Genomic DNA, 21967 nt, shown 5'->3' with positions numbered 1-21967 from the left:
TGATTGAGACTCAGGCCTTGCGCAGCCAGTAGGTATAAACGCCGGCTTCGGCCGTTTCACGCAGCAGCGTATGACCGGCCAGCTGGGCAAAAGTGCGGAAGTCGCGCTGGGAGCCGGCGTCGGTGGCGATCACCTTGAGCACTGCGCCACTGGCCAGGCCATTGAGCGCCATCTTCGCCTTGAGCAACGGCAGGGGGCAGTTCAGCCCGCTGGCGTCGAGCTCGGCGTCGCAGGTCGGGGTGTCACTCATCAGCAGTTTCTCCACAGGCGGGGCAGACAGGCTGGCTAGAATACCGCCACTGGTCGCCAACGTGCGAGCGGGCTACAGTAGGTGCTTTGATCCGACGCGAGCTTCGTGCATGAACCTACTGCGCCCTACCCTGTTGTCGCTGGCCTGCCTGATGGCCCTTCCCGGCCATGCTGACGACCTGCCATCACTGGGCGACGCCAGTTCTGCGATCGTTTCGCCACAGCAGGAACACCAGCTCGGCCGCGCCTGGCTCAGCCTGTTGCGCGGCCAGGTCAACCAGCTCAACGACCCGCAGCTCAAGGATTACGTCGAAACCACGGTGTACCGCCTGGCCGAAACCAGCCAGTTGCAGGACCGGCGCCTGGAATTCATCCTCATCGACAGCCGTGAGCTCAACGCCTTCGCCGCCCCGGGCGGCATCGTCGGGGTCAACGGCGGCCTGTTCCTCAATGCCCAGACCGAAGGCGAGTATGCCTCGGTACTGGCTCACGAACTGGCGCACTTGTCGCAACGCCACTTCGCTCGTGGGGTCGAGGCCCAGCAGCGCATGCAGTTGCCGATGATGGCGGCGCTGCTGGCCGGTATCGTGCTGGCCGCAGGTGGCGGTGGTGATGCCGGTATCGGCGTGATTGCCGGCACCCAGGCCGCCGCCCTGCAGGAACAACGGCGCTTCTCGCGGCAGAACGAACAGGAAGCCGACCGGATCGGCATTCAGAACCTGGAAAAGGCCGGTTATGACCCGCGCAACATGCCGACCATGTTCGAACGCCTGGCGCGCCAGTACCGCTACGACGCCAAACCACCCGAATTTCTCTTGACTCACCCGGTGACCGAATCGCGTATCGCCGATACCCGCAACCGCGCCGAGCAGGCCCCCAAGGGCGGCGTCGAGGACAGCCAGCGTTACCAGCTGATCCGCGCACGCGTTGCCCTGACTTACGAAGGCACACCGGGCCTTGCAGCCAAACGCTTCCGTGCCCAGCTCGACGAAGACCCCACATTGGATGCCGCCCGCTATGGCCTGGCCCTGGCGCAGATCAAAGGCGGGCAGCTCAACGAAGCGCGTGAAAATCTCAAGCCGTTGCTGGCCAAGGCACCCAATGACATCACCTACAACCTGGCGCAGATCGACCTGGACATCACCAACAACCGCCTGGCCGATGCCCAGCAGCGTGCCGAGCGCATGCAAGGCTTGTATCCGGGCAACTATCCGCTGAAACAGGTGCGTGCCGACCTGCTGGTCAAGCAGAACAAGCCGGCCGAGGCCGAGAAGGTGTTGAACGACCTGCTCAAGAGCCGCCCGGATGATCCCGATGTCTGGTACGACATGGCCGAAGTGCGGGGCTTGTCGGGCAACACCATTGGGCTGCACCGGGCACGTGCCGAGTATTTCACCCTGGTGGGGGATTTCGACCAGGCGATCCAGCAGCTGGATTACGCCAAGCGCCGCGCAGGCGGCAACTTCCCGCTGGCGTCGCAGATCGACCAGCGCCAGCGCGAGATCATGGAGCAGCGGCGGATGGTCAGGGAAATGATGGGGCGCTAGAAAGGCGGCCTTGCGTACAAGCGTGGGTCAGCCAATGCGCTGTGGCACCGGCTTCACCGGTGTTCGCGGGGCAAGCCCGCGCCCGCGAACACGTCGCTGCGGTTTCAGATCAGGCGTTACCCGACAGCTTCAGCCGAGCAGCCTGGGTAAAGTCCAGCATACGGTTCAAGGGCTTGATCGCCTTGGGCACCAGGGCCGGATCAACGAAAATTTCGTTGGTGCCTTTACGCAAGCAATCCAGCACCCGCTCCAGGGTATTCATCGCCATCCACGGACAATGGGCACAGCTGCGGCATGCCGCGCCGTTGCCGGCTGTAGGCGCTTCGACGAATTCCTTGTCCGGGCACAGCTGCTGCATCTTGTAGAAGATGCCGCGGTCAGTGGCGACGATGAAGGTCTTGTTCGGCAGCGTTTGCGCAGCCTTGATCAACTGGCTGGTCGAGCCCACTGCATCGGCCAGATCGATCACCGACTCGGGCGACTCGGGGTGGACCAGAATCGCGGCATCTGGGTACAGCGCTTTCATGTCTGCCAACTGGCGCGACTTGAATTCTTCGTGAACGATGCAGGCACCGTCCCACAGCAACATGTCTGCACCGGTCTGCTTCTGAATATAACGGCCCAGGTGCTGGTCCGGCCCCCAGATGATGGTTTCGCCGTTGTCCATCAGGCTTTCGACGATCTCCAGCGCGCAGCTCGACGTCACCACCCAATCGGCCCGTGCCTTTACGGCCGCAGACGTGTTGGCATAGACCACCACGGTACGCTCGGGATGCTGATCGCAGAAGGCCGAGAACGCTTCGACCGGGCACCCCAGGTCGAGTGAGCAGGTGGCCTCCAGGGTTGGCATGAGCACGCGCTTTTCCGGCGTGAGAATCTTGGCCGTTTCGCCCATGAAGCGCACACCGGCGACAATCACGGTCTCGGCGGGGTGGTTCTTGCCAAAGCGGGCCATTTCCAGCGAGTCGGACACGCAGCCGCCGGTCTCTTCGGCGAGCGCCTGGATGACCGGGTCGCAGTAATAGTGGGCGACCAGCACGGCGTTCTGCGCCTTGAGCTCGGCAGCGATGGCCGCACGGTATTCGGCCTCCTGCTCGGCTGTCAGCGGGTTGGGCTGCTTGGCGTCGAGGTGGGCCTGAACCAACAGGCGTTCGGAAATCTGGGTCATGATCGCTGGACCTGCAGGCGCGTGTGCGCGTCAAATCGAGTGTATCACCCGGCCCTGGCAGATCGGCTAACGGCGCCGGACGGCAGGCGAGCCGCCACGGCCCTCTGCGGGCGCGGATTATTATCGGACGCCGAAGGCTACAGACAATCAAGGGATTTCTAAAGCGGTTTTTGTGTGGCTGCACGGGCCCCATCGCCGGCAAGCCGGCTGCCACGGGTATCGCACGGGCCATGAGGCTTGCCGGCGATGGGGCTGCTGTCAATCCTGAGGCTGCAACGCCGCGAAGTGTGCTGCCAACATCATCGCGAACGCGTCGACAGTCATCTTCTTGCCGTTGAAGTCAACCATGCCGTCGGCGTAGTGCAGGCTCGATACCACATCATTACCCTGCACCGTGGCCATGCCACTCTGCAGCGCCATCAAACCGACCATTTCACCGGCCTGGCTGGACTGCATGGCAATCGCCTGAGCATCGGTCTGGCCTTCCAGCAGTGCCTGCAAGGTCGCCAGGTCACCGATCATCGGCTTGGACAGCGAGAGCTTGCTATTGACCTGGGTAATCAACTGCTTGCTCAGCTGGTCAGGTGGCAGGTCGAAGGAAGTCGGGCTGGCAAAGTCCATCGTCAGGTTGAAGCGGCTTTCGCCGTTGGCCGTCTTGAACGACAGGTTTTCCACGGCCACCTGCGGCTTGGACGCTAGAAGCTGTTTCAGGTCACCCTGAAACTTGGCCTTTTCTGCCTCGCCCATCTGGATTTGCGGCAACGGCTGGCCGGCAGCGGCAGCCTCCTGAAACTCTGGCAGGTGCGCCTGGTACCACTGGGACAGCGACTGCAAGGCCGGTGCGTTGATCGCCTTGATGCTCACCGCCATCTGACCGCTGCCGACCGCACGGCCGTCCCAGGTGATGTCCGCCACCTTGTAATCCACGCGCCCACCCACGGTGTCGGGGCCGTCAAGCGTTTGCAACACGTTCTGCTCCAGCCCTTTGAGCAGCAGTACCTGCTGCTTGGGCCCTACGGTTGCCTTGGCCTCGGCCAACAACAGATCGACGTTGCCGACATAGATTGCCTCGTGCTGGGTGGCCGCCAAATTGCCGCCGATTTTCAGGCCCTTGAGCTCGAACGTGGCCGGCGGATGATCATCGGCTACCAGCTTCATTTCAAAGCGGTCCGCAGCGCCATGGAAGGTCGATGCCTTGCCTTCGTTGTCGCCACGGATCGCCAGCTGCATGCCCGAGAAGTCGAGCGTGCTGCCGTTGTCTTCGGTCAGCTTGACCGGTGCGATGTCGATGGTGCCATCGATGCTGCCGCCATAGCCCAGGCTGGTCTGCGAGGTAATGGGCGCCTTGTCGCCCGCAGCGGCGAACCAGGGCGCGGTGAACGCGTCCTTGTCCAGTGCGCTGTTGCTGGCCGCCATCACCGGCATCAGCTTGAATGCCTTGACCCGCGACCAGGGGAACGGACCATGCTCGATCTGATCGGTGACGCCCACTTCGAAGCTGGCAGTCTGGCCGTCAGACAAGTGGATGTCGCTGGCCTTGAGGCGATAGTGCGCGGTGCTGCTGAAGAAGTGCCGCTCCACCGACGCCACCTCGAGGGTCATGCTGCCGCCAATCCCTGTCAGAGCCTTCTCCAGCTGGGCGTTGCCACGGGCGACGGACTGCTCCAGTACCCCAGGCAATTGCTGGCCCGTGTACCAGGCGCCAGCAGTGGTTACGACGGCGATGGCAATGGCCAGGCCGGAAAGGATGCCTACTGATTTCTTCATGAATAAAACCGATTGATGTCCATATGGCGTGTTTTCGGCCAAGCGGCCGCGAGGGTGGCAAAGGATATCACCCGAACCTCGAGCAGGTGACCGCCACCTGGACAAAATCGCGAATTTGAGAAGCGCCTGACACCGCCTTGGGAAACACCTTATTCGTTAAATTTTACGAACAGTTATATCGATCAAAACCGCAAAAAACCGCGCAAAAACCGAACATTGCCGCTTATTAGGCGATAAATATTTCTATTCGGCAACATCTTGTCATGTTTAACTTGACACCTCTTGACCCATCGTTTTTTATTTTCACCACCTTGCCCAGCGCCCCTCCACGAAGAAGAATAGCCGCGCCGTCATGATGCCTCACCGCCCCTGCCCGCACGCTCCACCTTCCTAGCACCGGCACTGCCAGCTCGACACCGGCGCATCGCCCGCGCCTACCTCTGCTCCAACAATAAAGGTGAACAACATGGAGCCCACCCGCTCGCCCTTGCCGCATGCGCAGTACAGCTCGTCCGCCGTCCACGCCCAGCAGGAGCCACACCAGCATGCAGCCTGATCACAGCGCCACCGGCAACGGCCAACTCCGTAAAACCCTGCGCCTCTGGCACGTGATCATCATCGGCCTGGCCTACCTGACGCCGATGACCGTGTTCGATACCTTCGGCATCGTCTCCGGCATTACTGCCGGTCACGTGCCCAGCGCCTACATCCTGGCACTGGCCGGGATTTTATTCACTGCGGTGAGCTACGGCACCCTGGTGCGCCGCTTCCCGCAATCGGGCTCGGCCTATACCTACACCCAGCGCGCGATCAACCCGCACGTGGGCTTCCTGGTCGGCTGGTCGTCGCTGCTGGACTACCTGCTGCTGCCAATGGTCAACGCCCTGCTGGCAAAGCTCTACCTGTCGGCCATGTTCCCCGAGGTACCGGCGTGGCTGTGGGTGGTTGGCTTCGTCACATTGATCAGCCTGATCAACATGCGCAGCGTCAACCTGGTGGCGCACTTCAACCTGCTGTTCGTGGCCGTGCAGGTGGCGATCATCGCCGTGTTCATCTACCTCTGCGTGCGTGGCCTGGACCAGGGTGAGGGCCTGGGCACGGCGTGGAGCCTGCTGCCGTTTGCCGACAGCCAGACCCAGTTCAGCGCCCTGGCCGCCGGTGCGACCATCCTGTGCTTCTCGTTCCTGGGCTTCGATGCGGTGACCTGCCTGTCGGAAGAAACCCGTGACCCGGCCAAGACCATCCCGCGGGCGATCTTCCTGACTGCGCTGATCGGCGGCCTGGTGTTCATCACCGTGTCGTACTTCATCCAGGCCTACTTCCCGACCATGGCACGCTTTCACGACCAAGAAGCCGCGCTGCCGGAAATCGCCCTGTACGTGGGTGGCAAGCTGTTCCAGTCGATCTTCATCGCCTGCACGGTGATCAACACCATCGCCTCGGGCCTGGCATCACAAACCAGCGTGTCGCGCCTGCTGTATGTGATGGGCCGCGACAACGTGATCCCTGCCGGCATTTTTGCCCGCCTGCATGCGCGCTACAAAACCCCGGTGTTGAACATTGCGGTGGTCGGGCTCATTTCGCTGTCGGCGATCTTCTTCGACCTGGTCACGGCCACCTCGATCATCAACTTCGGCGCGCTGGTGGCGTTCAGCTTCGTCAACCTGTCGGTGATCAACCACTGTTACCTGCGCGAAGGCAATCGCCAGGGTGTGGTAAACAAGCTCATGTACCTGGTGTTGCCAACCATCGGCTTCTGCATCATCGTCTCGCTGTGGCTTGACCTGAACGAACACTCGCTGATGTTCGGTGGCATCTGGGCGCTATTGGGGTTGCTGTACCTGGCCTGGTTGACCAAGGCGTTCACCGCCGCCCCGCCGAACTACGTTGCTGAATAACCCGCCGCCAACAACGCCCGCGCCCGAACGCGGGCGTTGTACTTGATTGAAAAGGAAAGCCATCATGTCGCTGCGTCGCCTCTCCATCCAATGGAAGATCACCTTGCTCGCCGGCCTCTGCCTGCTGGCAATCGTTGCCTTGCTGGTGGTCACCTCGCTGACCCAGGCACGGCGCAGCGCAGGCCTGGTCAGCCAGGCCAACAGCGAAATGCTCGAACACAGTGCGCGTCTGCGCCTGCAGGCTCATGCCGAAACCCAGACTCTGCGCATCCAGCGCTACTTCGTGGATGCCTACCAATATGGCAACGGGTTTGCTCGCCTGGTCCAGGTACTCAAGGCCCACGGTGGCAGCGACCTGCGTGCCGAGCTGACCCACCAGGCCCGTACCGCCCTGGCTGGCAACCCGGACGTGATCGGCCTTTATGTGGTATTCCAGCCTGACGCACTGGACCAGCAGGACAGCCAGTTCATCGCCCAGGATGCCGTTGGTAGCAACGAACGTGGACGCTTCTCCCTGTACTGGTCACAACCGCGCCCCGGCACCCTGGAACGGGAGGCCATGCCTGAATCGATGCTGGACGACAGCAGCATCGGCACCAATGGTGCCCCGAAAAACCGCTGGCTCACCTGCCCGCAAGAAACCGCCAAGGCCTGCATGCTCGAACCGTACCTCGACGAGGTCAACGGCCGCCAGGTACTGATGACCAGCATCGCCCTGCCGCTGCTGGAGAACGGCAAGGTGGTCGGTGTGGTCGGCCTGGACATCGGCCTGGACAACCTGCAGCAACTGGCGCTGGATGGCCGTCAGGAGCTGTTCGACGGCCAAGGCCAGGTGAGCATCGTCAGCAATGCTGGCTTGCTGGCCGGGCACAGCCGCGACGCCGGCAAGCTGGGCCAACCGCTGGAGAAGGACGTGGCCCCCGGCATCCTGCGTGTTGCCAGGCCGTTCGCCCCCATCCCCAACGCTGCGCCCTGGCAGGTGCTGCTTGAGTTGCCTGAAGCGGTGCTGCAGGCACCGGCCGTAGCGCTCAACCAGCGCCTGGACGAGCACAACCAGCGCGCCAACCTCACCAGCCTGCTGATTGGCCTGGCGGCCGCAGTTGTCGGCCTGCTGCTGGTCTGGCTGACCGCGCGCGGGGTCACCCGTCCGATTCTCGCCGTGGCCGCACGCCTGGAAGACATCGCCAGCGGTGAAGGCGACCTCACCCGCCGCCTGGACTACGCCCGCCAGGATGAGCTGGGCCAGCTCAGCGGTTGGTTCAACCGCTTCCTCGACAAGCTGCAACCGGTGATTGCCCAGGTCAAGGGTTCACTGCTCGAGGCCCGCGGCACGGCGGACCAATCGGCGGCCATCGCCAGCCAGACCAGCAACGGTATGCAGCAGCAACAGCGCGAGATCGAACAGGTGGCCACGGCCGCCAACGAAATGAGCGCGACGGCCCAGGATGTCGCGCACAACGCGGCACAGGCCGCCCAGGCCGCCCGTGGCGCCGATCAGGCCAGCCGCGAAGGTTTGCAGTTGATTGCCAGCACCCGTCAGGCAATCGACCAGTTGGCCGCCGGGATGAATTCCGCCATGGACGAGGCCCGCGCCCTCGAGGACCGCAGTGAGCAGATCGGTTCGGTACTGGACGTAATCCGCGCGATTGCCGAGCAGACCAACCTGCTGGCACTCAATGCCGCCATCGAAGCGGCCCGCGCCGGTGAAGCCGGCCGTGGCTTTGCCGTGGTGGCCGACGAGGTGCGCAGCCTGGCCCAACGCACCCAGGTCTCGGTGGAAGAGATCCGTCAGGTGATCGAAGGCCTGCAACAAGGCACCCAGGATGTGGTGGGCGCCATGCATGAAGGCCACCGTCAGGCGCAGGCCAGCGCCACGCGAATGGAACAGGCGCTGCCAGCCTTGCAGCGTATTGGCGAAGCCGTGGCGGTGATCAGTGACATGAACCTGCAGATCGCCTCGGCCGCCGAAGAACAGAGCGCGGTGGCCGAGGAAGTGAACCGTAACGTGGCGGGCATCCGCGATGTAACAGAATCCCTGTCTGGCCAAGCAGACGAATCGGCGCGAATCAGCCAGGCATTGAACCGCTTGGCCAACCAGCAGCAGGCGCTGATGGAGCAGTTTCGCGTCTAGCCTGTGCCGGCCTTTTCGCGGGATCGCTTGCGAAAGGCCGGCACAGGCAACCCACCTTTTGAATGAGTTCTACCCATGGAAACACCAACCCGATCGCCCTTCTTCGACATCACCAGCGAACAGGGCCTGCTGCGCACCTCGATCGCCGTCACCCTGTTCATTGCCACCATCGGTATCGCCTTTGGCCTGGCCTCCGGTTCGTTCTCGATCGTCTTCGATGGCGTCTATTCGCTGGTCGACGCCAGCATGAGCGGGCTGTCGCTGGTGGTGGTCAAGCTGATCACCTCGCACGCCACCAGCCTGCACATGTCGCGCAAGCTGCGTGAACGCTTCACCATGGGTTTCTGGCACCTGGAGCCGATGGTGCTGGCGCTCAACGGCATACTGCTCAGCGGCGTTGCCCTGTACGCACTGATCAACGCCGTCAGCAGCCTGCTCGAAGGCGGGCGTCACCTGGAGTTCGGCATAGCCATGGTCTATGCGGTGCTGACGGTAATTGCCTGCGCCACCATTGCCCTGGTCGAGGCCCGCGCCAACCGCAAGCTGAACTCGGACTTCGTGCGCATGGACGTCAAAGGCTGGGTGATGTCAGCCAGCATCACTGCCGCCTTGCTGATTGCCTTCTGCTTTGGCTACGCGGTACAGGGCACACAGTGGGAATGGGTGTCCCCGTACATCGACCCGGCAGTGCTGGCGCTGGTGTGCCTGGTGATCATCCCCCTGCCGCTGTCGGTGGTACGCCAAGCGATGTCGGAGATCTTCCTGGTGACGCCCAACGACCTCAAGCAGCATGTCGACAACGTCGCCCAGCAGTTCGTCGCCAAGCACGGGCTGCAGTCGTACCGGGCTTACGTGGCCAAGGTTGGGCGTTCACGGGAGATCGAGCTGTATTTCATCGTGCCGACCGACATGCCGGCGCGCACCATTGCCCAATGGGACGCCCTGCGCGACGAAGTGGGCGATGCGGTGGGTGGCGAAGGGCCGGATCGCTGGATCACCGTGGTCTTCACCGGCGACCCAGCCTGGGCGCAGTAGGTTACCTGCCCAACTGCCCAAGGTCGGCGGCCAACTGCAACCGCGCGGTGTACCACTCGACCACCGAACCCACCCGCCGCTGCTGCGCGGCGGCCAGGTCATTCTGCGCGTTCAGCAACTCGATGATGCTGCCGACCCCCGCCTTGTAGCGCCCCAGTGCCACCCGGTGGGACTGGCTGGCGCTGGCCACCAGGCGGCGGCTGATCGCCAGTGCCTGGGTCCGCGCCTCAAGGGCCTGACGGCTGCGCCACACGCTCAAGGCAATGGTGCGCTGGGCGTTGTACAGGTCCTGCTCGCGCGCCCCAGCTTCTTCGTCTGCCGCGCGTGCCCGGCGCCGGGCGAGAAAGCCATCGAAGATCGGCACGCTCACCTGCACACCCACAGTCCAGGTTTCGATCTGCTGGCGCGAGGCAACCTGTTCGACCGGCGTGTCATCGTGCCGATAGTTGCTGTACAGCGATATCGTCGGGCGGCCCTGGGCCCTTTCCGCGTCTGCCCGAGCCAGGCTGGATGACCACTGGGCGCGGGCCGTTTCAACCGAGGGATGGGTTTGCCGGGCCTGCTCCATCAGGGCATCCACGCTGGCCATGAAGCCTTGTTCCTGACCGTCTGGCTCATCTAGCGCCGCCAGGCGCAGCGGGGCCGAAGGCGACAGGTTCAAGGCGCTGGCCAACGCGCCTTCGGCGCTAGCCAGGTCCCCTTCGGCCAACACGCGTTCGAGCTGAGCCTGTTCATACGTGGTCTGCGCCTGCAGCCGGTCGGCCTGCTCCCCGGCACCGGCCTGGTGCTTGGCCGTGGTCACCCGCAGGCTGTCGGCGGCGAGCGCTTCGATGCTGCGGCGAGCCTGCAGCAAGGCGCGGCTGGCCTGCACCTGGTAGAACGCTTTACTGGTATTGAGCACCACCGCCTGAATCTTCTCCACCCGGCTGCTGCTGGCCGCGTTCAGCAGTTGTCGCGCGCTTTCCACCCGGGCCTCACGCAAACCGAAGTCGTACAGCACCCAGTTGAGGCTCAGGCCGTACCCGCTGGTGCGCGCATCGAGGCTGGAGTTGGCTTCAGGAAAGCCATCGTAACGGGTCTTGCGGTTGGCCCTGCCGCTGTTGGCGAGCCCCTGCACGGTGGGCAGGTACGCGGAGCGCTCGGCCTCCATGCTGGCCTGGCTGCTCAATTGCGTACGCCAGGCCGCCGCCACCTCCGGGTCGGCGCACAGGGCCATGGCCACGGCCTTGGACAATGCCAAGGCCTCGTTCGGGTGCAATGGCCCCGGGCAGGCTTGTAACGGCTCCTCAGCTGGACAGTGCAGGCTGAGCAGGACCAGCCCTGCGGCCAGTGCCCAACGCATGATCATGGTGCAATGCCCGGCTCGCGGCGGTCACTCGCGATGCGCCCGTCAACCAGCACCAGCACCCGTTGCGCCGTGCGAATAGTGTCTGGCCGATGGGCGACAATCACACGGGTGATGTTCAGCGTTTGCAGGGCCTGGTTTACCGCTGCTTCGCGCTGAATGTCCAGGTGGCTGGTGGCTTCGTCGAGAAACAGCAGGCGTGGCCGCCGGTACAGGGCCCGGGCCAGCAGAATGCGCTGCTTCTGCCCGCCCGACAGCACGGTGCCCATGTCGCCCACCAGGGTGTTGTACCCCATCGGCATCCGCGCGATATCGTCATGCACCGCCGCCAGCCGCGCGCATTGCTCGATCCAGCCCTGGTCGGGTTCGCTGGCAAAGAAGCTGATGTTTTCGCCGATCGAGCCCGCGAACAGCACATCATCCTGCAACACCGTTGCGCTGATCTGCCGCAAGCGGTCGACCGTGCTGGCATCGATAGGCTCGTTGTCCAGCAACACCTGCCCCTCGACCGGCGGCAGGATCCCGAGCATGACATTGAGCAGCGTGGTCTTGCCGCACCCCGAAGGCCCGACAATGGCCACCGACTCGCCCGGCTCGATCACCAGCGAAACCCCATCGAGCACCCAGGGCTCGTGATCCGAATAGCGAAACTTCAGGTGCCGCACTTCAAGGCGTGGCACGCGATCAGGCGCAGGTGCCAGTATCGCGGCAGGCCGTGGCTCTGGCGTTTCCAGCACGATGTCTGCCAGCCGCTCACCGTGCAGCCGCAACATGATCACATCGACCAGCTTGTCGATCAGCCCGGCCACGCGGCTGTTGAACTGGTCCTTATAGGCATTGAACGCGATCAGCATGCCTGCACTGAACACCCCGTCGATCACCTGCTTGGCCCCCAGCCAGATCACCAGCAAGGTCACGCTGCCAAACAGCAGGCCGTTGAAGGCGCGATACAACAACTGCAGTTTCTGCGGCTGCAGGCCGGCATTGATTTCATCCACCAGCAGGCCGCTCCAGGCGGTGGCGCGCTGCTCCTGGTGGGCAAACAGCTTCAGGGTACGCACCCCGCGCATGGTTTCCAGGAAGTAGCTCTGCTGCTTGGCGGCGCGCACCAGTTCGTCCTCGCTGGCCCGCCGCAGAGGGCCGAACCAGGCCCAGCGCGCCAGGGCGTACAACAGCATGGCCAGCACCGCGATCATGGCCAACGGGGGGCTGTAGATGAACATCAGGGCCAGCGTGACCACGGTCATCAGCCCGTCGAGCAACGCTTCGATGAACGAGGTGGTGAGGGTGCGCTGGATGGCCTTCAGAGAGCCGAAACGGGAAATGATATCGCCCAGGTGACGCCGCTCGAAATACGCCACCGGCAAACGCACCAGGTGGTTGAAGACATTGATCTGCCACTGGCTGCCCAGCAGTGTGCCCAGGTACATCAGCGCCCATGAGCGGCCCAGCGACAGCACCTGCTGCGCCACGAGCAACAGCCCGAAGCCCAGCGCCAGCACCGCCAGCAGGTCCAGGTCGGCGCTGACCAGCACCTTGTCGATCACCGTCTGTAAAAAGAACGGCGTAAGAATCATGCACAGTTCCAGCGCAAGGCCCAGGGCCAGCACATGGCCTAGCACCCCGCCAAAGCCCTGCACCCTGCCCAGCAGGCGGCGCAAGGAAACCTGACTTTTCGCCTCGCCCGGCTGAAAATCGCTTTGCGGCCACAGTTCCAGGGCAATCCCGGTAAATGCGGCGGACACCTCGTCCAGGCTCAGTTTGCGCACACCGCGGGCCGGGTCATGCAGCACCACACCCCGCGGGCCAACCTCCTTGAGCACCACAAAGTGGTTGAACTCCCAGTGCAGGATGCACGGCAAGCGAAGCTGCTCCAGCGCTTCGAGCTCCAGGCGCAGCGGGCGCGTGGCCAGCCCCAACTGACCGGCCATGGCTATCAGTTGCTTGAGCGTTACGCCTTTCATCGACGGGGACAGTTTTTGCCGCAGGGAGTGCATGTCGTGCACCTGGCCATGGTAGGCGGCAATCATTGCCAGGCAGGCCTGGCCACACTCGGCCGCCTCGACCTGAAGCATCACAGGGAGCTTGCGGCCGATGCCGAAGCTCAGGGACTGGGAGAGGGTCAAAGGCGCTTTCCTATACCGCGCAGGGGTTCAAGTAGCCATTCATAAAGCGGCAGGTTTTCCAGCATGATGTCGGCGTCGAGCTGCATGCCGGAACGCAGGCGCTCTTCCCTGCCCCTGGCGAACAGGCTTTGCCGATCGAGGGCGACCTTGACCCGGTACAGCGGCCCTTGCTCGCGCAGCGCTTCGGAGGCCGCGCCCACGGTCATGATCTCGTCTGCCGGCAAGGCACTGCGCGACACCGAAGCTACGGTGCCCCGAGCAAGGCCGAAATGCTGGTAAGGGTAGGCCTGGTACCGCAGCATGACTTCATGCCCCGGGCGTACGAAGCCGGCCGACCGGCTGGGGACGTACAGCTCGGCATACAGTGGGCTGTCTTGCGGCACCAGGCTGAACAAGGGCCGGCTGACATCGGCGCGGGCGCCATTGACCACGCCCATGGCCGTTACCTCGCCGGCAGCGGGTGCGGTAATCACCACCTGGCGCTTGACCTCGCTTTCGAGCAGGTTGCTCTGGCTTTCCAGCAGGCGGCGCTGTAGGTCTGCCAGTTGCTTGGTCTGGTTGAAAGGCAGTTCCGCCAGCTCGGCGCGCAGGCCAGCGCTGTCGTTACGCAGGGCCAATAGCGAACGGTTCAGTTCTTCAGCCCGCAGGCGCACCTCCAGCACTGCGTCCTGCTTGGCCTGCAGCAGATCGCGTGAGACGAAGTCCTGGCGTTGCAAGTCGGCGTACCGTTCGGCGATGCCCTGCGCCAGTGTCAGGCGCTGGCGGGTCAGCGCTATTTGCGCGGCGACCTTCTCCTGCTCGCCCTCCAGCATCGCTAGGCGGCGCTGCTTGCCCTCGCGCTCCTGCTGGTGGAGCACGCGGGTTTCGGCCATCTCATCGGCGAGGCTGTTATTGCGCCGGGCAATCAGGCGGCTGATGGCATCCTGGTTTGCACCGGCCTCGCCATTCTGGGTATCGCTGACCAACGTCAGCAAGGTCGCCCCGGCCTGTACCTGCTGGCCCTCGGTGACCAACAAGTCCTGAACCACACCCACCTGAGGTGCGAATACCTTGATCAGCCCGCCCTCGGGCACCAGCACGCCGGTCACGGCTTCGCGGCGGGTATAGCTGGCGAAGGTCATGAACAGCACCAGCACGATGCAGAACAGCAATGCACAGGCGCTGGCCACGCGCAACGAAGGCGGCGACACCACGATCACGCTGCCCAGGTCTTTTTGCGTGCCTGATTGCAGAGCTTCCTTACGAAATAGCATTCCCTGGCCTACGCTGCTGGCAGTTGCGAAGTACCCCCGCCGCGGGTCCGGCCGCGAGGCTTCGCCAGCCTATACGGGCCAGCACCGCCCCACACTAGTACAGATGCACTAAGGCGCCGCACGGCATCCGCGCGGCGTGAACGGGATCACAAAGTGGCAACTGGACATTAGGCCACCCGTTCTATTGCCCGCTCGCGCGTTCAGTTCTCATCATTCCACAAACCCGATCGACCGGGTTTGCCGATGACGGAACAACACAAACTGAAACGAGGACGCAGGCCATGAACAGTGCATCGAACGTAGTCCGTACGCTGAATGAGCAGGAACTGGATCAAGTCAGCGGTGGGCTTGGGGCATTTGGATACTATGTAAATCTCGACTTCGTCGATTACGGCCAGGGTGAAAAAGCGCATCTGAGCTGGGGCAAAGAAGGGGGCTATCACGACTACGTAGAGGTGGACGTGGGCTGCTGAACGGCAACGCACGACACACCTCGTAAGGCGTGTAGCCAGGGCCACCTACGTGGCCCAACTCTCAGTACAACGCTCACATCGCAGCGATCCCTGTCAGTTTGCCCGCATTGCGCAGGATGACTGAAGGACGGGATCCGTCGAGCGCGACCCGATGGATTGCTCCGCCCAGGTCGCTTACATAAGCAACATTCTGAGCAGCATGCACCGACAGACCGATGGCCTCGTTGAACCCCGCAGCGAGTACCTCGGAGTGCAACTTAGTCACGCCACACTCCTGCAATCGACTTCGATTCAGTGTATTGCCGAAAGGCAGTGCACCTCGATCGGTCCAGTAAAGGGTCATGGTCGTCATGTCCAGTTCGAGATCAACCGGCTCGGGCAAGCCGTTGAACAACGTCTCGATATCATCGCGAGAGGCGCTCAATACACCTTTGTGAATTGGATTCAGTGGCGCACGGAGGATCCGCCCGGTGTTTGACTTCGCAGCGCCTTTTTGCGTCCAGTATAAGTGCTGGCGCTCGAGATCAAGCGCGATTCCGACACACCAGTTTCGTGCATCGGCCTGATCATGAGCGCCATAGCCCGCCTGCACGAGCGTCTCCAGCGATGATCCGTCCAGTCTGCAACGCATCACGCGCATACCTTCGCGGTCGCACCAGTACAGATGCGAACCACTCGGTTCGATGACAAGTTGCTTCGGCGTGTGCGTCTTGCCGGGCGGTACGATGGTCGTGACATTGCCGCCATCGAGGTCGCAACGCATGATGAAGCCGTCGTTGCGAGAGGGCTCTCCCATGTTGGTCCAGTAGAGGTGGCCTCGATCGGAATCGATGGCTATTCCGTCGGGGCCTGAACAGCACTCCTCGACCACTACCTTGATGTTGCTGCCGTCGCTCATGGCCGAAAGCACGCGATTGCCGCCATGGTCGAGGAAGTACAGACGCACATTATCCAATGCGCTTACCGGCTCGCCGTGGTTTTCCTGATACGCCGGGTTCATCATCGACTACCCTGCGCAAAACCACGATAAGGACGCAACGGGATGAACGTCTGGATTTCGAGTTTATCGGCCTTCATCAGCGGTAACGCTTCGATCGCAGCGCGTGCCGTGCTTTCGTTTTCCGCCTCGATCAGCAGGCATGCACCTGCCACGTCTGTGCGAGACCAGATCTGTCGAAGCGTATCGCTCGCGTAAATCGTCCGGACATACGCAACCTCCGTTTCAAGCTGATCGGTGGTGACGGGCGCGGCGTTTTCTTTGACTCGCATGGCAAACAGAAACTGCATCACAACTCCTTTAACCTGGTTGCTGACCTACATCGCACCGACATTGGTCATCCAGCCTGCATTACCCAAGCAGCCCACGGATTTGCGACCTGCACAATGCGTGGGTTGCTTGTTTTTATGGGGTTCGAGTCAATCCTTCGACAACTCGCCATCGACGACTCGCCAGAGATCGCACGGGTTGTCGTGCTTCAATGCTTCTGGCAGCAGGTCGTCTGGAAAGCCCTGATAGCAAACGGGCCGCAGGAAGCGCTCGATTGCACTCATGCCGACTGAGGTGAAGCGGCTGTCGGACGTTGCCGGAAACGGCCCGCCGTGGATCGACGCATAGGACACTTCCTGCGGATGGGCAAACGCATTGACGACAATGCGGCCGGTGCGCCGCTCAAGAATTGGCAACAGGCGCGCAGCAAGCGCATGGTCGGGTTGGTCGATCTGCATCGTCGCAGACAGCTGGCCACGGAACTGCTTGGCGATCGCAACCAATTGCTCGACATCCTTCACACGCACCAGCAACGCAGCCGGACCGAACACCTCTTCCGACAGCGTTGCATCATCGAGCATGTGTGCACCGTCAACCTCAAAGAGCACCGATTGCCCATCCCACGCGCCTTGCGATTCACCGCCCGCCGCGATGCGCTGGGCACCTGCTGCGGCCTGCCGCTCGACGTTCTTGCGGTACGCGTTATTGATGCCGGGCGTCAGCATGGTGCGCGCTTGCATGGCTTCGACGCGGGCAATCATGGCGTTCTTCAGTTCGACATAGCCGGGGCCATCGATAGCCAGCAGAATCGCAGGCTTCAGGCACGCCTGGCCAACGGTGACCAACATGCGCTCGGCGAACCCGTCGCCAATCACAGCACCGCGTGCAGCCAGCGCCGATGGCAGCACGAATGTCGGGTTAACGCTGGTCATTTCGGTGAAAACGGGAATTGGATCAGGGCGCAGTTGGGCGCGCCGGTACAACGCCATACCGCCAATTTCAGACCCTGTGAAGGTCACCCCCTTGATGAGCGGGTGATCAACCAGCGCCTCGCCGATTTCATTACCACCACCGCGAACGAGCGAGAATACGCCCTCGTGCAAACCTGAATCTTTGACAGCCTGCTGGATCACGCGCCCCATCATTTCCGAGCCACCAGGATGGGCATTGTGTGCCTTGAGGATGACCGGGCAGCCAGCCGCCAGCGCCGAAGCTGTATCACCGCCTGCCACCGAATAGGAGATAGGGAAGTTGCTCGCGCCGAAGATGGCAACCGGGCCCAACGCAATCTTCTGTAAGCGATGGTCCATCCGTGCGCGCGGTTGACGGTCGGGTTGAGCGGGATCCACGGTCGCCTGGCGAAAGCGTCCTTGGCGGACGACCGTCGCGAACTGGCGAAACTGAAGCGCAGATTTCGCCGCTTCGCCCTCGAGTTGCGCAACCGGCAGGCCGCTTTCAAGTGAGATACGTTGCGCCAGTTCAGGCGCGATCGCATCAAGGCCGTCGGCGATGCGCTCCAGGAAGGCGGCGCGTGCGGCCAGAGTCGTAGCGTTGTAGCTGTCGAAGGCGTCGTCGGCGAGTTGAGCGGCACGCTCGACTTGCGCCCTGCCGCCAAACGCGAACGTCGGTTCAATCTCGGTGTTGGTTGCAGGATTCAGCGCCTTCATCGTGCCGGCGGTTGCGGACACTTCCTGGGCGCCAATGAGCAGGTTGCCAGTGAGCTTCATAGTGGTTCTCTTCAAAAGTCAGGCGGCGGTGCCAGTGTTGAGGGCAGCGATGAGATTGGCTGTCGTCAGGATTTCGTGAGCGAAGGTGGGGCCGTTCAGTTCATGTGCGGCATGCATCATTTCCTTCTTGAACGCGGCGGTTGCGTCGCGCACCAGCGTGACGTGGTAGCCCAGTTCCATCGCAAAGCGGCTCGTCGACTCGATGCAGGTGTTGGCAAGCAGGCCGATGACGATCACGTGCGTGATGCCTTGCTGCTTCAACTGGAAGTCGAGATCGGTATTGGCGAAGCCGCTTTGGCCCCAGTGTTCCTGAACGATGATGTCGCCGTCCTGCGGAACGAAATCGGGGTGCCATTCACCACCCCACGTGCCCTTGGCAAAGGTGTGGCGGTGCTGCACGAGACGCTGGGTGGGGTTTGGATGGTCCCAGTTGTCGTAATCGCCCGGCTGCCAGCGACGATGCGGCACGTAGAACACCTGGATATCGCTCGCTCGGGCGGTTACGACGATGTTGCGCAGGTTCTCCAGCAAACGGACTTCATCAGCGACGTCCTTGAGCATCGGGAACAGCTTGCCGCCGTCCGAGAGAAAATCGTTGTACGGGTCAACCAGCAGCAGACCAGTACGTTCCGCGCGATATACGGGGTTGGTCATTTCGTTCTCCAGTCAGGCGATAGTTGCGAACAGTGGCGCGTTAGACATTCGACCCGGGACCGCTTTGGACGGGCGCTCGTGGTATTGCACAAATCGAATGCAGCGAGCAAAATCTATCACTATGAAAATCATAGAGTCAACAGATGCGGGGATTTCCCGATAAACCGCCGCTTGCACCGATTTAAGTCTAGCCATCGTGAGCGGCGGGGATCGCCCCCTGCACATGCGATCACATCAATCGACCGTCAGGAGTTGTTTTCATGAAAGCCATTACCTTGCGCCAGCCCGCCGGCCTGGCCAATCTCATATTGACGAATCTTGCCGATCCCGGCGCCCCGGCCGCGGGTGAAATCCGCGTGCGCATCCACGCAAGTTCGCTAAACGCCCATGACCTGGGGGTTGTCACTGGCCGCTTGCGCACCGCCGAAGGCCGCATCCCGATGTCGGATGGCGCGGGTATCGTCGAAGCCATTGGTGAGGGCGTAACGGCGTTCGCAGTTGGTGATGCCGTTGTATCGACCTTCTTTCCGACTTGGCTCGACGGTGGCCCGACGCTGGCGGATTTTTCGACGACACCGGGTGATGGTGCCGACGGATACGCTCGCGAAATCGTCGTTCGGCCCGCGCAGTGGTTCACGCATGCACCGCAAGGCTACAGCCATGCAGAAGCTGCGACGTTGACCACTGCCGGGCTGACCGCGTGGCGTGGGCTGGCTGTCGACTACTCGCTGAAAGCAGGCGACACCGTGCTCGTTCAAGGCACGGGTGGCGTCTCGATCTTTGCACTGCAGTTTGCAAAGCAGATGGGGGCAAAGGTGATCGCCACGTCATCTTCCGACGAGAAACTGGAAAAGGCCCGGGCGCTCGGTGCCGATCACCTCATCAACTACAAACGCGATGCCGACTGGGCCGCAAAGGTACTCGAGATCACCAGTGGTCGGGGTGTCGACAACATTATCGAAGTGGGCGGCCCGGACACGCTTGGCCAGTCGATCCGCGCGTGCCGCATTGGTGGTCACATCGCACTGATCGGCGTATTGACCGGCTTCGCCGGGCAGGTGCCGACGGCTAAACTGATGCGCCGTCAGCAGACACTGCAGGGGCTGATCGTTGGCAGCCGCAGGCACCAGATCGACATGATTCGCGCGATCGACGCAAACGGCATCAAGCCTGTAATCGATCGCACGTTTGCACTTGAAGAGATTGCCGACGCATTCCGCCACCAGGCAGCCGGCAAGCACTTCGGCAAGGTGTGTTTGTCTATCTGACCAGGCCTGTACAGAGCGCTCGTTCGGCGCCCCTCAAATCAGAATGGGTGCCTGCCGAGCGCTCAGGCTCCATAGCTACAACAACTTACCGGTTGCCCATCGCTATGGAGCAAGGCGGCTTGATTACCCTGATGGTGGCCGGCAACCTGACCAGAAGATTGCGCCATCCTCTAGAATTTTTGCTCCACAGAAACGCCAAAGGTCCTGGGTTCGCCCACCGCAGCGAGCGAGGCCGATGGGTTGGCGGAGATGAGGTTATAGTAGAGTTCGTTCGTCAGGTTCTGCCCCCACAGCGAAACCTTGAACTTGTCGTCCGGCGACCATGAAATATCCGCGCCCACCAAACCCAGCGAAGGTTGATACAGGTAGTTATCCGCTTCGTGATAGACCTTGGCGGTGTAACTGTAGTTTGCACTCAGATCGACCACACCGAGCGCCACTGGGATGCTGTAATGAACCCCGGCATTGGCACTCCAGCGCGGAGCGCGGACCATATCGTTACCGGACGCATCGGTGGGTGTCACTGCGTTGCCACCGCCGGGCAGCGGCCGAGCCCCCGGCGCATCGGGGAACGACGTGTAGCGCGCATGCAGCCATTCACCGGACAGCGTCAGGCGCAGTTGCGGCGTTGGCGCAACCTCAAGATCGACGTCGACGCCATAGATGTCCGCAGCGGCAGCGTTGCGCAGCGTCTGCCCACTTGGGGTGAATGAGCTCAGTTGGATGTCCTTGAAATCGTAATAGAACATCGAGGCGTTGAGCCTGACCTTATTGTCAGCCCATTGCGTCTTGAGACCCGTTTCGTAAGCGTCGACAATTTCCGGCTCTACTGCTGCAGCGGTGAGGCTCAGTACGTTGAAGGTACCGCTCTTGAACCCCCTGTTATAACTGATATAGCCAAGCACATCGTCAGAGAAGTCGTGTTCGTAGGCGACACGCCAGCTGGGTTCTTTGAAGGTTTCCTCTTGGCCGGGTACACGAGACCGGATTGCCCGCCCATCAAGGAAGTTGCTCTGGTTATAACCAGAAAGGTCCCGCCATTCCCATGTGTAACGCGTGCCGAAGGTGAGCCGGTCGCGACTGGAAAGAGCTTGCGTCGCCTGGCCGTAAACGGCGAATGACTCTGCATCTTGCCAGCCATGAGTGACGCTGCTACGAAGCGTCGGGAAATTCAGCCCGCTCCTTACAGATAATTGGTCCCCTTTGTAATTGAAGTAGTACACCCCAGTCGTCCACTGCAACGATGTGGCATCCCCCCCACTGAGCTGAAACTCCTGAGAGAACTGTTTCTCGTTCACCTTGATGTTCGTTTCGAGGAAAGGGGTCGGCGTAACGTCACCTTCCGCCACGAACTCATAGTTGCTGTCGCGCCAGGCCGTGGTGCTGGTGAGAACCGCGGAATCAAAATAGTGCTGGAGCTTCGCACTCACGCCGCCTGCGTTTGACTTGAGCGAGGGCTGGGCGTCTGAGTTGATGTCGTAATCGCCACCGGTGTAGACACTGCCCCACCTCGGTTTAAGCCCTTTGAATGGCCGGATAGACAGGCCCACCGAACTGTCGAACTTGGCGTAATCCGCCGATAGCAGCAAGCTGGTGGAATCATTGATATCCCACAGGAGTTTGCTGCGCACATTACCTTTGTCGGTAGCGTTGACGTCCTTGCCGTTAAATTCGTTCTTGCCCCACCCTTTGCCTTGATCGGACACCGAAAAAGACAGATTGGCGGCGACATTCTCGCTCAGGCCCAGGCTGCCATAACCGCTTGTGGTGCGGGTATCGTAATTGGCGTAACCCACCTTGATCCTGCCTTCAGGTTCATAGGTCGGGTCCTTGGTCATGATATGAATCAGGCCACCGGAAGCATTGCGCCCGAAGAGCGTGCCCTGAGGTCCTTTGAGTACCTCGACTCTTTCAACATCGGTGATATCAGAGATCGCCGATGACTTGGTGGCTTGATAGACGCCGTCCACATAAACAGCCACCGAGTTCTCTACCCCTGGACCATTACTGGACCTGTCTCTTATACCAATCTGACGCTGCCGACGAAGGCTTAGGTGTA

At 62.0% G+C, this 21967-nt stretch carries 16 protein-coding genes and 1 pseudogene; 7 read left to right on the top strand and 10 right to left on the bottom strand.

Annotated features, from left to right (window positions below):
* Window positions 1-10: 10 nt before the first annotated feature.
* Window positions 11-250, bottom strand: coding sequence for a sulfurtransferase TusA family protein (locus tag L6D80_RS00085; protein ID WP_054902613.1), 240 nt, complete (start codon window positions 248-250; stop codon window positions 11-13).
* Window positions 251-359: 109 nt separating this feature from the next.
* Between L6D80_RS00085 and L6D80_RS00080 the strand changes: the two genes are divergently transcribed.
* On the top strand, window positions 360-1796 hold the full coding sequence (locus L6D80_RS00080; RefSeq protein WP_176513264.1) for a M48 family metalloprotease: 1437 nt from the start codon (window positions 360-362) through the stop codon (window positions 1794-1796).
* A gap of 109 nt (window positions 1797-1905) precedes the next feature.
* Here L6D80_RS00080 and nadA read toward each other — a convergent pair whose 3' ends face one another.
* Both nadA and L6D80_RS00070 read right to left on the bottom strand, forming a co-directional pair.
* Complete coding sequence (nadA, locus tag L6D80_RS00075) at window positions 1906-2964, bottom strand: quinolinate synthase NadA (protein WP_054902615.1); 1059 nt, start codon at window positions 2962-2964, stop codon at window positions 1906-1908.
* A gap of 258 nt (window positions 2965-3222) precedes the next feature.
* The gene (locus L6D80_RS00070) at window positions 3223-4731 is read right to left on the bottom strand and encodes a YdgA family protein (RefSeq protein WP_176513262.1); all 1509 of its coding nucleotides are present in this window, start codon (window positions 4729-4731) and stop codon (window positions 3223-3225) included.
* Between the two features lie 545 nt (window positions 4732-5276).
* On the opposite strand from L6D80_RS00070, the gene L6D80_RS00065 reads away from it, so the two are divergent.
* From L6D80_RS00065 to L6D80_RS00055, 4 genes and pseudogenes are all read left to right on the top strand, one after another.
* The gene (locus tag L6D80_RS00065; protein WP_054902617.1) at window positions 5277-6629 is read left to right on the top strand and encodes an APC family permease; all 1353 of its coding nucleotides are present in this window, start codon (window positions 5277-5279) and stop codon (window positions 6627-6629) included.
* 64 nt (window positions 6630-6693) lie between these two features.
* Window positions 6694-7902: pseudogene (locus L6D80_RS30195) on the top strand (cache domain-containing protein); the annotation flags it as partial.
* 102 nt (window positions 7903-8004) lie between these two features.
* A complete protein-coding gene (locus L6D80_RS30190; protein ID WP_371263316.1) occupies window positions 8005-8760 on the top strand; it encodes a methyl-accepting chemotaxis protein in 756 nt (251 codons plus the stop codon).
* Between the two features lie 75 nt (window positions 8761-8835).
* Window positions 8836-9795 (top strand): cation diffusion facilitator family transporter, encoded by a 960-nt coding sequence (locus L6D80_RS00055; RefSeq protein WP_054902619.1) that lies wholly within the window; start codon window positions 8836-8838, stop codon window positions 9793-9795.
* Window position 9796: 1 nt separating this feature from the next.
* Here the strand turns inward: L6D80_RS00055 and L6D80_RS00050 are convergent, their stop codons facing one another.
* The 3 genes from L6D80_RS00050 to L6D80_RS00040 are packed head-to-tail and all read right to left on the bottom strand — an operon-like array spanning window position 9797 to window position 14519.
* Window positions 9797-11143: a TolC family protein gene (locus tag L6D80_RS00050; protein WP_371418648.1), complete on the bottom strand. Its 1347-nt coding sequence runs from the start codon at window positions 11141-11143 to the stop codon at window positions 9797-9799.
* On the bottom strand, window positions 11140-13266 hold the full coding sequence (locus L6D80_RS00045; protein WP_054902621.1) for a peptidase domain-containing ABC transporter: 2127 nt from the start codon (window positions 13264-13266) through the stop codon (window positions 11140-11142). Before L6D80_RS00045 ends, L6D80_RS00050 begins: the two co-directional genes overlap by 4 nt.
* On the bottom strand, window positions 13263-14519 hold the full coding sequence (locus tag L6D80_RS00040; RefSeq protein ID WP_176513258.1) for an HlyD family secretion protein: 1257 nt from the start codon (window positions 14517-14519) through the stop codon (window positions 13263-13265). The genes L6D80_RS00045 and L6D80_RS00040 overlap by 4 nt, the downstream gene beginning before the upstream one ends.
* A 281-nt stretch (window positions 14520-14800) precedes the next feature.
* Here L6D80_RS00040 and L6D80_RS00035 point away from each other — a divergent pair, with 281 nt between their 5' ends.
* The gene (locus tag L6D80_RS00035; RefSeq protein ID WP_054902623.1) at window positions 14801-14992 is read left to right on the top strand and encodes a hypothetical protein; all 192 of its coding nucleotides are present in this window, start codon (window positions 14801-14803) and stop codon (window positions 14990-14992) included.
* Between the two features lie 73 nt (window positions 14993-15065).
* On the opposite strand, the gene L6D80_RS00030 is transcribed toward L6D80_RS00035, so the two are convergent.
* The 4 genes from L6D80_RS00030 to L6D80_RS00015 form a co-directional block, all read right to left on the bottom strand.
* Complete coding sequence (locus tag L6D80_RS00030) at window positions 15066-15995, bottom strand: YncE family protein (RefSeq protein WP_219824811.1); 930 nt, start codon at window positions 15993-15995, stop codon at window positions 15066-15068.
* Entirely contained in the window at window positions 15992-16279 is a 288-nt protein-coding gene (locus L6D80_RS00025) for a hypothetical protein (RefSeq protein WP_176513256.1), read from the bottom strand. The genes L6D80_RS00030 and L6D80_RS00025 overlap by 4 nt, the downstream gene beginning before the upstream one ends.
* A gap of 129 nt (window positions 16280-16408) precedes the next feature.
* Complete coding sequence (locus L6D80_RS00020) at window positions 16409-17986, bottom strand: aldehyde dehydrogenase (NADP(+)) (protein ID WP_176513254.1); 1578 nt, start codon at window positions 17984-17986, stop codon at window positions 16409-16411.
* Window positions 17987-18004: 18 nt separating this feature from the next.
* Window positions 18005-18640 carry a cysteine hydrolase family protein gene (locus L6D80_RS00015; protein ID WP_176513252.1) on the bottom strand — a complete coding sequence of 212 codons (636 nt, stop codon included), beginning with the start codon at window positions 18638-18640 and terminating at the stop codon, window positions 18005-18007.
* A gap of 260 nt (window positions 18641-18900) precedes the next feature.
* On the opposite strand from L6D80_RS00015, the gene L6D80_RS00010 reads away from it, so the two are divergent.
* The gene (locus tag L6D80_RS00010; RefSeq protein ID WP_176513250.1) at window positions 18901-19908 is read left to right on the top strand and encodes a zinc-dependent alcohol dehydrogenase family protein; all 1008 of its coding nucleotides are present in this window, start codon (window positions 18901-18903) and stop codon (window positions 19906-19908) included.
* The last annotated feature ends 2059 nt before the right edge of the window (window positions 19909-21967 follow it).

The sequence above is a fragment of the Pseudomonas ceruminis genome (assembly GCF_021602025.1).
Classification (GTDB): Bacteria; Pseudomonadota; Gammaproteobacteria; order Pseudomonadales; family Pseudomonadaceae; genus Aquipseudomonas; species Aquipseudomonas ceruminis.
Note: the sequence above shows the minus strand (reverse complement) of the source record. Positions and strands in the feature narration are given on the sequence as shown.